This is a genomic window from Pseudomonas tructae, from assembly GCF_004214895.1.
Lineage (GTDB): Bacteria > Pseudomonadota > Gammaproteobacteria > Pseudomonadales > Pseudomonadaceae > Aquipseudomonas > Aquipseudomonas tructae.
In genome coordinates, this window is record NZ_CP035952.1 from 4,190,857 (window position 1) to 4,205,236 (window position 14,380).

At 61.2% G+C, this 14,380-nt stretch carries 9 protein-coding genes; 4 read left to right on the forward strand and 5 right to left on the reverse strand.

Going from position 1 to position 14,380, the window contains the following annotated elements:
- Positions 1 to 113 precede the first annotated feature (113 nt).
- Together EXN22_RS19115 and EXN22_RS19120 are read left to right on the forward strand one after the other, a co-directional pair.
- Positions 114 to 740 (forward strand): response regulator transcription factor, encoded by a 627-nt coding sequence (locus tag EXN22_RS19115; RefSeq protein ID WP_130265541.1) that lies wholly within the window; start codon positions 114 to 116, stop codon positions 738 to 740.
- 8 nt (positions 741 to 748) lie between these two features.
- Positions 749 to 4,405 (forward strand): transporter substrate-binding domain-containing protein, encoded by a 3,657-nt coding sequence (locus EXN22_RS19120; RefSeq protein WP_130265542.1) that lies wholly within the window; start codon positions 749 to 751, stop codon positions 4,403 to 4,405.
- Between the two features lie 59 nt (positions 4,406 to 4,464).
- Here EXN22_RS19120 and EXN22_RS19125 read toward each other — a convergent pair whose 3' ends face one another.
- Entirely contained in the window at positions 4,465 to 4,809 is a 345-nt protein-coding gene (locus EXN22_RS19125) for a YggL family protein (protein ID WP_130265543.1), read from the reverse strand.
- A 214-nt stretch (positions 4,810 to 5,023) separates the two neighbouring features.
- Between EXN22_RS19125 and dacB the strand changes: the two genes are divergently transcribed.
- Positions 5,024 to 6,487 (forward strand): D-alanyl-D-alanine carboxypeptidase/D-alanyl-D-alanine endopeptidase, encoded by a 1,464-nt coding sequence (gene dacB, locus EXN22_RS19130; RefSeq protein WP_130265544.1) that lies wholly within the window; start codon positions 5,024 to 5,026, stop codon positions 6,485 to 6,487.
- 7 nt (positions 6,488 to 6,494) lie between these two features.
- Here dacB and EXN22_RS19135 read toward each other — a convergent pair whose 3' ends face one another.
- Positions 6,495 to 8,885: a sensor domain-containing diguanylate cyclase gene (locus EXN22_RS19135; protein ID WP_130265545.1), complete on the reverse strand. Its 2,391-nt coding sequence runs from the start codon at positions 8,883 to 8,885 to the stop codon at positions 6,495 to 6,497.
- A 102-nt stretch (positions 8,886 to 8,987) separates the two neighbouring features.
- On the reverse strand, positions 8,988 to 11,186 hold the full coding sequence (gene rlmKL, locus EXN22_RS19140) for a bifunctional 23S rRNA (guanine(2069)-N(7))-methyltransferase RlmK/23S rRNA (guanine(2445)-N(2))-methyltransferase RlmL (RefSeq protein WP_130265546.1): 2,199 nt from the start codon (positions 11,184 to 11,186) through the stop codon (positions 8,988 to 8,990).
- A 540-nt stretch (positions 11,187 to 11,726) separates the two neighbouring features.
- On the opposite strand from rlmKL, the gene rmf reads away from it, so the two are divergent.
- Complete coding sequence (gene rmf / locus EXN22_RS19145) at positions 11,727 to 11,942, forward strand: ribosome modulation factor (RefSeq protein WP_010223328.1); 216 nt, start codon at positions 11,727 to 11,729, stop codon at positions 11,940 to 11,942.
- A 95-nt stretch (positions 11,943 to 12,037) separates the two neighbouring features.
- Here rmf and EXN22_RS19150 read toward each other — a convergent pair whose 3' ends face one another.
- The gene (locus EXN22_RS19150) at positions 12,038 to 13,060 is read right to left on the reverse strand and encodes a quinone-dependent dihydroorotate dehydrogenase (RefSeq protein ID WP_130266866.1); all 1,023 of its coding nucleotides are present in this window, start codon (positions 13,058 to 13,060) and stop codon (positions 12,038 to 12,040) included.
- Positions 13,061 to 13,104: 44 nt separating this feature from the next.
- Positions 13,105 to 14,364, reverse strand: coding sequence for a hypothetical protein (locus EXN22_RS19155; protein ID WP_130265547.1), 1,260 nt, complete (start codon positions 14,362 to 14,364; stop codon positions 13,105 to 13,107).
- Positions 14,365 to 14,380 lie beyond the last annotated feature (16 nt).

Consider the following 14,380-nt stretch of genomic DNA (forward strand, 5'->3'; position numbering starts at 1 on the left):
AATCAAGTAGGACTTTTCCTATATATCAACTAATCGCCCGTTAGTTCGTGCCCGGCCTGTTCTATCTGCGTTAAGGTGCCCTTACTCCCTCTGGTACCTTATGGAAATTCAACATGTACTCTGTATTCATCGTCGACGATCATCCGGTCATCCGCCTGGCGGTGCGCATGCTTCTGGAGAATGAAGGCTATCGAGTGGTCGGCGAATCGGACAACGGTGTAGATGCCATGCAAATGGTCCGCGAATGCCTGCCGGACCTGATCATCCTTGACATCAGCATCCCACGGCTGGATGGCCTTGAAGTTCTCTCGCGCTTTCACGCCATGGGCATCCCGCTGAAAATCCTGATATTGACCGCTCAATCACCTGCACTCTTCGCCATCCGTTGCATGCATTCGGGTGCGGCCGGCTATGTCTGCAAGCAAGAAGACCTGAGCGAACTACTCAGCGCCATAAAAGCGGTTCTTTCCGGTTACAACTACTTCCCCAGCCAGGCGATCAACCCGGTGCGCAAACACGATGATTCAGCCGCAGAACTGGATTTATTCAAACAGGTCAATGACCGTGAGTTGATGGTCCTGCAACTATTTGCCCAAGGTAGAAGTAACAAGGAAATAGCCCAAGGCATGTTTCTCAGCAACAAGACCGTCAGCACCTATAAGAAAAGGCTGATGCAAAAGCTTCAGGCCAGTTCATTGGTCGAACTGATTGAAATGGCCAAGCGCAATGCACTGGTTTGAGGCCATTCATGCTTAGGCGCAGTCTCGCCCTACTGCTCTGCGGCCTGCTGGCCGGCTTGAGCATGGCTCCGCAGGCGCGCGAGGTCACGTCCACGCCTTTCACCTTGTTCAGCCGCGCCGGCCCGATTGCCATGCAGCTGTCTTTGAGCCCGGCCCAGCGCCAGTGGATCAAAGGCAAGGGCGAGTTGGTCCTGGGCACCTCGGCACCGGATTACCCACCCTTCGACATGACCGCCAGTGGCCGGGACTACGAAGGCCTGACCGCCGACTTCGCCGGCCTGATCGGCTCGGCCCTGGGCCTGCCGATCAGGGTGCAACGCTTCGCCACCCGCCAGGAGGCAGTCAAGGCACTGGCCCAAGGCCAGATCGACCTGCTTGGCAGTACCAACGGCTTCGAAGCAGTCACCCCGGGCATCGCCCTGTCATTACCTTACGCCGTGGACCAACCGGTGCTGGTGACCCGCGAAAACGAGACGCGGCCCCTGGATACCGGCCTGAACGGCCTGCGCCTGAGCATGGTCTACCACTACCTGCCGATGGAGGAGGTGCTGGCCAACTACCCTGACGCCACCATCCAGTCCTACCCCTCGTACCAGAACGCGCTCAATGCGGTGGCCTTCGACCAGGCCGATGTCTTTCTCGGCGACACCATCTCCACCCACTACCTGATCAACCAGGGCCATCTGCAGAACGTCAAGATGGCCAATTTCGGCAAACATGAAGCCGTTGGTTTCAGCTTTGCCGTGCAACGCAGCAACCAGCTCCTGCTGGAGCTGATCAACGCCACCCTCGAATCGGTCTCCAGCAGTACCCGTGAAAGCATTTTCAAGCGCTGGAGCGCTGGCAGCGACGTGCTGCTGACCGACCGCAAGCTGCAACTGTCACAACGCGAAGAACGCTGGCTGAGCGATCACCCGGTAGTGCGAGTGGTTGTAAACGAAACAGCCGCGCCACTGACCTTCTTCGACAGCGCCGGAAACTTTCGCGGGATTGCCGCCGACCTGCTGGAACTGATCCGCCTGCGCACCGGGCTGCGTTTTGAAGTGCAGCGCGCCAGCGGTATCAGCGACATGATCGACCGCCTCAACCATGACCAGGCCGATGTCATCGCCGCGATATCACCCAGCCCCCGTCGCGCAGGAACCCTGGCGATCAGCCGACCATACCTGGAAAACTCTTATGTGTTGCTGACACGCAAGGGCAGCGACCAGCCCGATTCGCTGGAGCACATGAACGGCCGGCGCCTGGCGCTGACCCGCGACAGCCCCTTGTACGATGACTTGCGCCAACGCTTCCCCGGTATCCAGTTAATCGAAACCGAGAGTACTTTCTACTCCACCTCACTGCTGGCCAGCGGCCATGTCGATGCCGCCATTACTGCATTGATCAATGCCAATTTCAGCCTGGCTTCCCAGCGCGAGCTGGTGATTCGCTCATCGGTGGGTGCCGAACCCGCCACCTTCGCCATGGCGACTGCACGAGGCGCCCAGGAACTGGGTTCGATTCTCGACAAGGCGTTGTTGAGCATCGCTCCGGAGGAACTTGGCATCATCAACAGCCGCTGGCGTGGCTACAGCACCGAAACCGACGCTTACTGGCAAAAATACCAACGCCTGATCCTTCAGGTGGTGCTGGGTACCAGCCTGTTGCTGTTGCTGTCACTGGCCTGGAATGCCTGGATGCGCCGCCAGATAAAGCAGCGCGAGGCCGCCGAGCGCGCCCTCAGTGACCAGCTCGAATTCATGAGCGCATTGCTCAACGGCACGCCCCACCCAATGTACGTTCGCGATCGTGCCGGCTTGCTGAAAAGCTGCAACGTCAGTTATCTGGAAGCAGTAGAAGCGCAGCTAGGGGAGGTACTGGGCAAAAGTATCCGCGACAGCACCCTGGGCGACAGCTGCTATGCCAGCCAGATCCAGGCCGACTACCAGAAGGTCATGCGCGAAGGGACTCCGCTGATCGTCGACCGGCCTTTGCTGCTCAAGGAGCGCGAGTTGACCATCTACCACTGGATTCTGCCTTACCGCGACTCCCTCGGCGAAGTCCAGGGCATCATCGGCGGCTGGATCGACATCAGCGAGCGCCGCCAGCTGATCCAGGACCTGCGCCTGGCCAAGCAACGGGCCGATGATGCCAATCGCGCCAAGAGCGTTTTCCTGGCAACCATCAGCCACGAGATTCGCACGCCGATGAACGCCATCATCGGCATGCTCGAGCTCACCCTCAAACGCGCGGACCAAGGGCATATCGATCGGCCGGCGATCGAGGTGGCCTACAACTCGGCGAAAGAACTGCTGACCTTGATCGGCGATATCCTCGACATGGCGCGCATTGAGTCCGGGCACATGACCCTGGCACCGGAACCTGTCAACCTGGCCGAGCTGGTCGAGTCGGTCGGTCGTGTGTTCGATGGCGTAGCCCGACAGAAGGACCTGCGCCTGAACCTTGCGATCCCCGCGCAAGCACGCTGTGAAGTGCTGCTCGACCCCCTGCGCTTCAAGCAGATCCTGTCAAACCTGGTCAGCAACGGGATCAAGTTCACCGAGCAGGGCCAGGTGACCGTTCACCTGGCCCTGGAACCTGGGCCCACAGCCGACCAAGCGAGCCTGCTGGTCACGGTACAGGACAGCGGCATCGGTATTCACGCCCAGGACCAGCAGCGCCTGTTCCTGCCCTTCGCCCAAGCCAACCCCGAGAGCAACCTGGCCCGCAGCGGCACCGGGCTGGGCCTGGCCATCAGCCGTGACCTGTGCCAGGCCATGGGCGGCACACTGAGCCTGCACAGTGTGTTTGGCCAGGGCACCCGGGTGTCCATCCGCATGCCCCTGACGCTGCTGGCCGATACGCCCAAATCCGCCCCCGCCCCGCCTGCTCCCGAGGCGCTTCTGCCAGCACTGCACATACTGGTGATCGATGACCACCCGGCCAATTTGCTGCTGATTGCCCAGCAACTGAGTTTCCTCGGGCTTGAACATACCAGTGCCGACAACGGCCCCAGCGGCCTGAGCATATGGCTTCAAGGCCACTTCGATGTGGTGATTGTCGACTGCAACATGCCGCAGATGAATGGCTATCAGTTTACCCAGGCGGTGCGGGACCACGAGCAGGCGTACCAGTGGCTACCCTGCACCGTCCTCGGCTACACCGCCAACGCCCAGCCGGAAGTGCGCGAACGCTGCCGTCAGGTGGGAATGGATGATTGCCTGCTAAAACCCATCAGTCTCAATGCCCTGAGCCAGCGCCTGGCCAAAGCCCCGCTGCTGGCAATACGCCAGACAACACCCAGGCCCATACCGTTCGACCTGCAGGGACTTGAGCCATTGGTGGGCACCAATGCCAGTGACTTGCGTCAATTGCTCGAGGAACTGCGGCGCAGTTTTCAGCGCGATGCGACGAGGCTCGAAGCTATCGACCCAGGGGAGGACGCGCTGCAACTGATGAACCAGGCCCACAGAATTCTGGGGCCAGCACGTATCATTCAGGCCGACGACCTGATCCAGGCCTGTGAACGCCTGGAGGCCGACTGCAAGGACAAGCGCGCACCCACGGTGCTCGAACGGCGTCGGCGCCGAGTGCTGAGCGTCATGCAGACAGTTGAATGCGCATTGCAGGCGCAGTTGCAGCAACAATCTGCGCAGCAACGGCGCTCCAATGGCAATGCCTGAACAGGCACTCAAGCGCAGAAACGAAAACGGCGGCCACTGGGGCCGCCGTTTCAGCTGGATCAGGAAGCCGGGTTGACCGGTTTTTCCGGATACCAGGCGTCCAGCAGCGGGCTGACTTCAACTTTGGTCAGTTCGCTACGGCCCTTGAGCCAGGCTTCAACAGCAGCACGCTGCTCTTCGGTGACCGAGCCACGATCGGCCTTGCAGACCAGACCGAAGTCTTCGCCGCCAACGTAGTCCAGACCATTGGCATCCATGGCGTCAGCCAGGAATGCATCGAGGAAGGCATCAATGGCTTCGTCGGACAGGTCTTCCTTGAAATCCAGGTTCAGCTCAAAACCCAGCTCCTGGAATTCATCCACGCAGAGTTTTTTGCGCAGACGGCGGGAACGGTTAGTGGCCATGAAACAATCCTCTTGAGTATTAACGCGCGGCACTTTACCAGTTTCGCCGCGCCATTGCCGGACTAAAAGCCGATAAGCTGTTGTCTGATCCTGTATTCACAGGCCCATGGGCGGTCGGCTTGGGGCATAATGCGCGCTATATATTTCCGTGTCGGGGCCTTCACCTTTTTTCGCCCCGTTTTTTTCACCCCTCGCTCGCAGGGTTTTATTGCACATGATCAGATCTCTTCGCCCTCTGCTGCTTGCCGGCCTGCTGATGCCCCTGGCGCTTTCCAGCCATGCCGCCGCCGTCAACACCACGCTTTCGCCAAAAGTGCAGCAGGCCCTGAAAACCAACAAGCTGCAAGACTCCGCCCTGTCACTGGTCATGCTGCCGCTCAACGGCCCGGGCACCCCGACCGTGTTCAATGCCGACGTCTCGGTCAACCCGGCCTCGACCATGAAGCTGGTCACCACTTATGCCGCCCTGGAAATGCTCGGCCCCACCCACCAGTGGAAAACCGAATTCTACAGCGACGGTCCGCTGCGCAATGGCGTGCTGCAGGGCAACCTGTACCTCAAGGGCGGCGGCGACCCGAAGCTGAACATGGAAAAGCTCTGGCTGCTGATGCGCGACCTGCGCGCCAACGGTGTACAGACCATCAGCGGCGACCTGGTCCTCGATCGCAGCCACTTCATCCAGCCGCAACTGCCGCAATTCAACGATGACGGTGGCGACGAGAACAAACCGTTCCTGGTCAAGCCCGATTCGCTGCTGATCAACCTCAAGGCCCTGCGTTTCGTCGCCCGCAACGACGGTGGCAAGGTGCTGGTCTCGGTCGAGCCTCCGATTGCCAACATCCGCATCGACAACCAGGTCAAGGCGGTCAATTCCAAGCAGTGCAGCGGTGACGTGCGCTACAACCCGGTGGTCCAGGCCGATGGTGTCAGCGTCGTGGTCAGCGGCCAACTGGGTGACGGCTGCAACTCGCAGACCTACCTGTCGCTGCTCGACCACCCGACCTACGCCGCCGGTGCCGTGCGGGCGATCTGGAACGAGCTGGGTGGCAGCATCCAGGGCCGCGACCGGGTCGACAACGTGCCCAAGAGCGCGCGCCTGCTGGCCCGGGCCTTCTCACCGGACCTGGTGGAGATCATCCGCGATATCAACAAGTACAGTAACAACACCATGGCCCAGCAGTTGTTCCTGAGCCTGGGTGCGCAGTTCCGTACCGACGCCGACGGCGACGACGCCCGTGCTGCGCAACGCGTGGTCCGCCAGTGGCTGGCGAAAAAAGGCATCACCGCGCCGCACCTGATCATGGAAAACGGCTCGGGCCTGTCCCGCGCCGAACGGGTCAGTACCCGGGAAATGGCCGCCTTGCTGCAAGCGGCCTGGAACAGCCCGTACGCCGCCGAGTTCATCAGTTCGATGCCGCTGGTGGGCATGGACGGCACCATGCGCAAGCGCCTCAAGCGCACGGCCATGACCGGCGAAGCACACATCAAGACCGGCACCCTGAACACCGTGCGCGCCATTGCCGGCTTCAGCCGCGACAGCAACGGCAACACCTGGGCGGTGGCGGCGATCCTCAACGACCCCAAACCCTGGGGTGCCTCGGCAGTGCTCGATCAGGTCCTGCTCGACCTGTACCGCCAGCCCAAGCTGATCAACAGTACCGCCGCCGTTCAGCCCTGAGCCTGGCTCAGGGCAGCTCGCTCTCGACCCGGTCGCGGCCCGCCTGCTTGGCCGCGTAAACCCCCGAGTCGGCACGCAGCAGCAAGGCATCGGCGCCCTCCCCCGGGCGCCATCCGGCCACACCAAAGCTCGCCGTGACGATACCGACACCGTCAACCGGAACACTGCGCAGGCCCTGCCATAGTTCCATGGCCAGGGTGTAGGCCTGCTCACTGCTGCTGCCTGGGCACAGCACCATGAACTCCTCACCACCCAGGCGGCAGAACACATCGGTACGGCGCAGGCGGTGATTGATACGCTGGCACAGGCTACGCAACACATGGTCGCCGACGGCGTGACCATGCAGGTCGTTGATGTGCTTGAAGTGGTCGATATCCATCATGATCACGGCCAGGTCCTGATTGTCCCGCTGGGCCCGCTCCAGCTCTGCTTTCAGGCGTTCCTGGAAATAACGGCGATTGTGGATACCGGTCAGCGCATCGGTCACCGACAACGCCCGCAGCTCCTCCTCGACCCGTTTCAGATCGGAAATATCCGTAAGATAGCCATGCCACAAGGTACCCCCCTGCTCGGCCGGTTCCGGCGTCGCTTCGCCACGAATCCAGCGCAACCCGGCCACCGGCAACAAGACCCGGTACTCCTCGCGCCAGGGCGTCAGGTGATCGGCGGAATAGCGAATCGAGGTGCGCACCCGCGCCAGATCATCCGGGTGAATACGCTCGAACACCGCCGTGGCATCCTCCCGCAGGCGCTGCGGGTCAATCTCGTAGATATCGCGCAGGCCTTCGCTGGCATAGCTGAAGCAGGACCTGCCGTCGGGATCGAGGTAGAACTGGTAGATACCACCAGGCACCTCGGCGCTGAGCTTCTCCAGCAAGCGATCACGCGCGGCCAGGGCTTCATGCACGCGCTTGCGTTCGGTGACATCGATACAGATGGCCAGGTGGCCAACCCACAGCCCATGCTCGTCGAGCACAGCAGTGACCAGCATGTTGGCCAGCAGGTGGCTGCCATCCTTGCGCAACAGGGTCCACTCGCCCGGCTCGCTCTGGCCTTCCTGAACGGTTTCGGCAAACATCGCCTGGGCCGGGCTGACTTCGCGACCGTAGCGCAGACTCAAGGCCCGCGCCCGGGCCTGCAACTCCTGCGGTGAAACCAGGTCTTCCAGGGTCAGCTGGCCGATGACTTCAGCGCTGTGATAGCCGAGCATCCGTTCGGCACCGGCGTTGAAGGTGCTGATCACCCCGCGCAAGCTGGTGGCGATGATCGCCACCTGTGTGGCGGCATCGAGGACACTGCGCAACTGGCTGTGGGTATCGCGCAACGACTGCTCGCTGACACGCAGTTCAGCGGTACGTTGCTCGACCAGTGTCAGGGCGCGCTGGCGCTGACCGAACAGGCTGAACAACAAGGCGCTGAGCAACAGGCTGAGCAATCCACCGAGCAGCACCACGGCATTGACCGCCGCAGAACGATTGGCCTCCATGAAAGCCAGGCTGGGGCGGATCTCCAACTGGTAGTCATGATCGGCCAGACGCAACAGATGGCTGGCAATCAGGTCGGTGTCAGCACCCTGGTTGGCGGACTGGAACAGCACCTCGTGCTGACCTTGCCCGGACAGATCGGTAATGCGCACCACCAGGTTGTCCCGGCCAGGGCTGGGCAGCCCTTCGGCCATCAGTTGTTGCAGGCTGATCACCGCCAGCACGTAGCCCTCTGGCGTGGCGGCACTGCCTGGGGCAAACACGGGCGCAACCATGATCACGCCGCGAGCGAAGACCGGGTCAACGCTGGCCAGGTTCAACGGCGCAGAAACGGCCATGCTGCCAGGCTGCCGGGCACGCTCTAGGGCGGCCTGGCGCAAGGGTTGCGACAGCAGGTCAAGGCCCAGTGGTTGAGCCTGCTGGCCCAAAACCTGGGTGTAGAACAATGGATAATACAACCCGCGCCGGGCCGCAACCTGCAAGCTGCCGGCGTCGTTCAGCTCCTGAATGGCAAAAGGTTTGCCGAGTGTCTGTGCAGCGCTTTGCTCGAACCGCTCGCGCGCATCCCCCTCCACCCGCGGCGCCCAGGCATAGGCCTGAGTACGGTAGAGCAAGGGTTGGGCGTAGCCATTGAATTCGGCCAGAGTGACCTGGGTGGAAAACACAAAAAAGCGGCGCAAGCCATCCAGGCGCTGCACCTGATCCTCGAAGCGTTCTTCGATGCGGCTGTAACGTTCACTGGCCAGCAGCTCGAAACGTTGCCGCAGTTGCCGGTGGTACAGGTCATGGGTCGCCAGCGCCAGCAGCGCAGTCAACAGACCGCCGGCGACAAACGCAACGCCAGCCACCAGCCAGGCGGACACTTCCTCGCTGACAAAGCCGAGCATCTTCGGACGAGCGGCGTGCATCGACATAGAAAGCACTCAAAACGCCAGCATCCAGCAGATCGCGGGCTCTGATTGAGTTATAGCCATTAGCCATTAACGAAGCAATCATCGCCCGCGACAATCGGTCGATCAGCGCGCCTGAATTTTCCAGGCCCGGTGAATCTTGCTGTTACGGGCAAAGTCCGGATCCAGGGTCTGGGCACTGATCTCTTCCACCGCATAACGCTGAGCCAGGTTCTCATCGAGCTGGAACTTGCGGAAGTTGTTCGAGAAGTACAGCACACCACCCGGCGCCAGGCGCGCCACAGCCAGGTCGAGCAACTCGACATGATCGCGCTGTACGTCAAATACCCCTTCCATGCGCTTGGAGTTGGAGAAGGTCGGCGGATCGATGAAGATCAGCTCATATTCCTCGCGGCAGGCTTGCAGCCAGGCCATAACATCACCTTGCTCCAGGCGGTTCTTGTCCGAGAAGCCATTGAGCGACAAGTTGCGCCGCGCCCAGTCCAGGTAGGTCTTGGACAAATCGACGCTGGTGGTGCTGCGCGCACCGCCCTTGGCCGCATGCACACTGGCGGTGGCGGTGTAGCAGAACAGGTTGAGGAAACGCTTGCCGGCGGCCTCGCGCTGGATGCGCATGCGCATCGGGCGGTGGTCGAGGAACAGTCCGGTATCCAGATAATCGGTGAGGTTGACCAGCAATTTGACGCCGCCTTCCTGCACTTCCAGGAACTGGCCCTGGGTACTCTGGCGCTCGTACTGGCGGGTGCCGCTCTGGCGCTCGCGACGCTTGACCACGACGCGGCTCTGGTCAATGCCCAGGGCCTGGGGAATCGCCGCCAGGGCGTCGAACAGACGTGCCTGGGCCTTTTCCGGATCGATCGAGCGCGGTGCGGCGTATTCCTGCACGTGCACCCAGTCCTGGTACAGGTCGATGGCCAGGGCGTACTCGGGCATGTCGGCATCGTACAAGCGGTAGCAACTGACGTTTTCGCGCTTGGCCCACTTGCCCAGTTGCTTGAGGTTTTTCTGCAGGCGGTTGGCGAACATCTGCCCGCCTTCGCTCAGGCGTGCCGGTTCACTGGCCACTGCCGCCGGCGTACGCGGCTCGGCGGTTTCACCGTTGCGCTCCGGTTGGCGGCGCTCGCCGGTGACGAACTGATCCGGCTGAACCTTGATCAGCAACAACTTGCACGGCAAGGCGCCGTTCCAGAAGGCGTACTGCTTGTGGCTACGGATACCCATGCGCTTGCCCAGGTCCGGGGCACCGGTGAACACCGCCGCCTCCCAGTTCAGGCAGGCCTGGCGCAGGCGCTCGCCAAGGTTCTGGTAGAGGTACAACAGGCTCGCTTCGTCGCCCAGGCGCTCGCCATAGGGCGGGTTGCAGATCACCAGGCCTTTCTGGTTCTGGTCCGGGCGCGGTTCAAAGCTGCCGACTTCGCCCTGGTAGATTTTCACCCAATCGCTCAGGCCTGCACGTTCGACGTTGTTGCGACCCGGCTGGATCAACCGCGGGTCAGCTTCATAGCCACGAATCCACAACGGCGGGCGAGCCAGGCCAGCCTCGGCACGGGCCAGCGCCTCGTCATGCAGCTTGCGCCAGAGCGCCGGTACATGGCCCAGCCAGGCGCTGAAACCCCAGCGCTCGCGGCGCAGGTTGGGTGCGATATCGGCGGCGATCATCGCCGCTTCAACCAGGAAGGTACCCACGCCGCACATCGGGTCGGCCAGGGCGCCGCCTTCGGCAGCAATGCGCGGCCAGCCGGCACGGATCAGCACGGCGGCGGCAAGGTTTTCCTTCAGTGGCGCAGCGCCTTGCTGCAGGCGGTAACCGCGCTGATGCAGGCTGTGGCCGGACAGGTCCAGTGACAGGATCGCCTCACCGCGCTCCAGGCGCAGGTGCACACGCAGGTCCGGGTTGAGCTTGTCCACCGAAGGGCGCTCGCCGCTGCTGGTGCGCAGCTTGTCGACGATTGCATCCTTGACCTTCAAGGCACCGAAGTGGGTGTTGTCGATGCCCGAGCCATGGCCGCTGAACTCCACCGCCAGCGAACCGCTGGCTTCCAGATGATCCTGCCACTCGACTTCATTGATGCCGTCGTAGAGGTCGTCGGCGTTTTTCATGTTGAAGCGCTTGAGCACCAGCAGCACGCGGTTGCCAAGGCGCGACCACAGGCACAGCCGATAGGCGGTTTCCATGTCGGCCGCGCCGCGAATCGCCGAAGTGTGCTCGCGCACGTCTTCAAGGCCGAGCCCGCGGGCTTCTTCGGCAAGCAGGCCTTCAAGGCCTTTAGGGCAGGTGAGGTAAAGTTCGAAACGGTCCGACATGGGGTATCCAGAGCCTTGAGCAATAAAGTGGAAAGGCAAGCGCATTGCCCTTCCCATGTTTAATCGAACGCCTTTCCACAGCGTTCGAGTGGCGCTTTTGTTAGCGCCGGGCCACCCGCCAATCTGACTTTTGCCGTGGGCTGAAAGCCTTTGATTGCCGGGCAGAATGAAAAATTCAGGCGAAAAACCGGGAAAAATGACCCTTCGTCGTTTTGCCTTCGCTGTTACAAATTATCACATAGCGATGGCCCGATGATTTCGCATAAGGCCAAACCCTGATCATAGCGGGCTTTGCGCCAGATCCTAATCAGACGCATTTATTTACTTATCCTGTGACCCTATGAAAGGTTACGTCCTTATGACAAAACGATCATTCACACTGTGTCTTGCATTGGTTAGAACTGGTCTCAGGTTGTCACCGCAACGGGGCAACATTTTCCGCTCGCGACGCCGGCAGCGAGCGTAAACCGGCAGAACGATTCTGCCCGACCTTCTAGAGGTCGACGGGACATTACAGTCAACAAGTGAGGGCAACACCCTATGAGAAGACTTAAGCGTGATCCGTTGGAACGAGCATTTTCACGTGGCTACCAATATGGGGTCACCGGCAAATCCCGCGAGCTTTGCCCTTTTACTCTACCGTCTGTACGCCAGGCATGGATCAATGGCTGGCGCGAAGGACGCGGCGACAACTGGGACGGTATGACCGGCACTGCGGGTATCCATAGACTCAACGAACTTCACGCCGTTGGCTGAACGAGGAACTGAATCCGATTACCATGCGCGCCCCATCCGGGCGGCGGGCTGAGGCCCAGGGGCCCCTTGAGGGGGCCCTTTTTTATGCCTGCCGTTTAACGAGGCATGGCGGCGATGGCGTCCACGGCTTCGCGGATCAGAGCCGGCCCCTTGTAGATGAACCCCGAGTAGATCTGTACCAGGCTGGCACCGGCAGCGATTTTCTGCGCCGCATGCTTGCCCTCGGTAATTCCGCCTGCGGCGATGATCGGTAGCTTGCCGCCCAGCTCACCCGCCAGCACCTTGACGATATGCGTGCTCTTTTCCAGCACCGGCGCGCCCGACAAACCACCCGCCTGGTCACCATGCTGCAAGCCTTCGACGCCTTCGCGGCCGAGGGTGGTGTTGGTGGCGATCACCGCATCCATGCCCGACTCGAGCAAGGCCGCAGCCACCAGGGCGGTTTCTTCATCGCTCATGTCCGGGGCGATCTTGATCGCCAGCGGCACATGCTTGCCACGCTCGCTCACCAGTTGCGAACGGCGTTCGGCCAAGGCGTCGAGCAGTTGCTTGAGCGAGTCGCCGAACTGCAGGCTGCGCAGGCCCGGCGTGTTCGGCGAGCTGACGTTGACAGTGATGTAGCTGGCCTGGTCGTAGACCTTGTCGAGGCAGATCAGGTAGTCGTCCACCGCGCGCTCGACCGGCGTGTCGAAGTTCTTGCCGATGTTGATGCCCAGAATGCCGCGGTACTTGGCTGCGCGTACGCGACCCAGCAGGTTGTCGACACCCAGGTTGTTGAAGCCCATGCGGTTGATGATCGCCTCGGCTTCAGGCAGGCGGAACAGGCGCGGCTTGGGGTTGCCCGGCTGCGCACGCGGGGTCACGGTGCCGATCTCGACAAAGCCGAAACCCAGTTGGGCAAAGCCGTCGATGGCCGCGCCGTTCTTGTCCAGGCCTGCCGCCAGCCCGACCGGGTTGGCGAAGTTCAGGCCCATGACGGTCACCGGCAAGGCAGCCGGCGCCTTGGTCAGCAAGCCGTTCAGGCCCAGGCGGCCACCGGCGCCGATCAGGTCCAGGGACAGGTCATGGGAAGTCTCCGGGGAGAGCTTGAACAGCAGCTGGCGGGCCAGGGTATACATGGGCGGCATGAACTCGGGTGGCGGCGATGGGGCGGCGATTATAGCTAACTGACCACCACTTCGGCGAGTAAGGCATGGCTTTGGTAAAACGGCGTAAGAATGTATGCAGCCAGCAACGCGCCGACTCCGTTTGCCAACCAGTACTGGTTACTGTCACTCAACCCTGTCATCGCACCAATGGTCTGGGCGGTAGCCGCGCCTGCGGAGATTATCGAGAATGCGGTCATGCGGGGAATGCCGGTGCTCTCCAGCCGAGCAGCCAGACGTTCCCATCCTGGCACTGAAACGTTGAGCCCCAGTCGATATGCCTGACTGTCATCTGGCTGCGATTGGACCTCAGGTCGTTCAGACATCCACTGGGAAAATGATTCATTAAGGGCGGGCTCCACGGTTTCAATTACCGCATTGAGTAACGCACCAACGACCGAATTGACCAGTCCCGCCTCCATTCCCACCACCGCTGCCCCGGCAGCAAACTGCATAGCCCCGTAGCTCAGCGAATCGATAAGGTTGGCAGGAAGGTTTAGCGCCGTTTGGCTGCCCAGCCCGTGGAAGGATGCCAGCACATCCCGGGATAAGCAGTACAGCGCTACCGCCGGCGCCGATCCGGCAAGGCCACTGAAGATCGAAACCGGATCAGTGAGCAATGCTGCGCTGAGAATAGCGCCGGCCCCGGCAAAAAACGCCAACTGCGATGCCCGGTACGCGGGCGTCGCGCTACCGTTGCATTCATGATGGACCATAGCGGCTGCGGTCAGCAGTAAAGGCAATGCGGTGAAAGTTGCCCCGAGCGCTACCGCAGCAGTCCCGGAAACGCTTGCAGAGATGGCACTGCCGAGAAACCCACGGGCGACGGTCAGGGCCAGTACCGATGGCATGTTGACGAGGGCGGATGTGCGCAGGTTACTCAATACATCCGAGCGCCATACATCCTTGAGGTAATCCACAATCACCTCTACGCGCTCTTCGACCGTCTGGGTAGGTCGACCGGCGCTGAACTCTGACAATCCGGGGACGGACTCATTGGTAGATTCCACGGGGCCAGCGGTAATGAAGCGATCGATGCTTTCAACCTGAATGCGCACGTCGGCGCCGACATGGTCAAGTGCCTGTTGCAGGATGTCATCGATCTCTTTTTCTATTTCAATTACCGTGTGGACAGGAAACGTTGGCATACCAGTAACGCCTGCCAAAAGCTCCTCGGGTATGTCGATGACTATATGGCCAGGACTATTCAACGCACCTGATGCGACTTCAGTACTTGTCTGAAGATTGACACTTTGGGTGCCGGTTGGATTGATCATCTTGCTGCCTTCTCCT

Bases quoted from the DNA above. Each gene is read 5' to 3' on its own strand.
- EXN22_RS19135 (WP_130265545.1), bottom strand. From the start codon at position 8,885: ATGTCGATGCACGCCGCTCGTCCGAAGATGCTCGGCTTTGTCAGCGAG.
- EXN22_RS19115 (WP_130265541.1), top strand. From the start codon at position 114: ATGTACTCTGTATTCATCGTCGACGATCATCCGGTCATCCGCCTGGCG.
- dacB (WP_130265544.1), top strand. From the start codon at position 5,024: ATGATCAGATCTCTTCGCCCTCTGCTGCTTGCCGGCCTGCTGATGCCC.
- EXN22_RS19150 (WP_130266866.1), bottom strand. From the start codon at position 13,060: ATGTATACCCTGGCCCGCCAGCTGCTGTTCAAGCTCTCCCCGGAGACT.
- EXN22_RS19120 (WP_130265542.1), top strand. From the start codon at position 749: ATGCTTAGGCGCAGTCTCGCCCTACTGCTCTGCGGCCTGCTGGCCGGC.
- rlmKL (WP_130265546.1), bottom strand. From the start codon at position 11,186: ATGTCGGACCGTTTCGAACTTTACCTCACCTGCCCTAAAGGCCTTGAA.
- EXN22_RS19125 (WP_130265543.1), bottom strand. From the start codon at position 4,809: ATGGCCACTAACCGTTCCCGCCGTCTGCGCAAAAAACTCTGCGTGGAT.
- rmf (WP_010223328.1), top strand. From the start codon at position 11,727: ATGAGAAGACTTAAGCGTGATCCGTTGGAACGAGCATTTTCACGTGGC.
- EXN22_RS19155 (WP_130265547.1), bottom strand. From the start codon at position 14,364: ATGATCAATCCAACCGGCACCCAAAGTGTCAATCTTCAGACAAGTACT.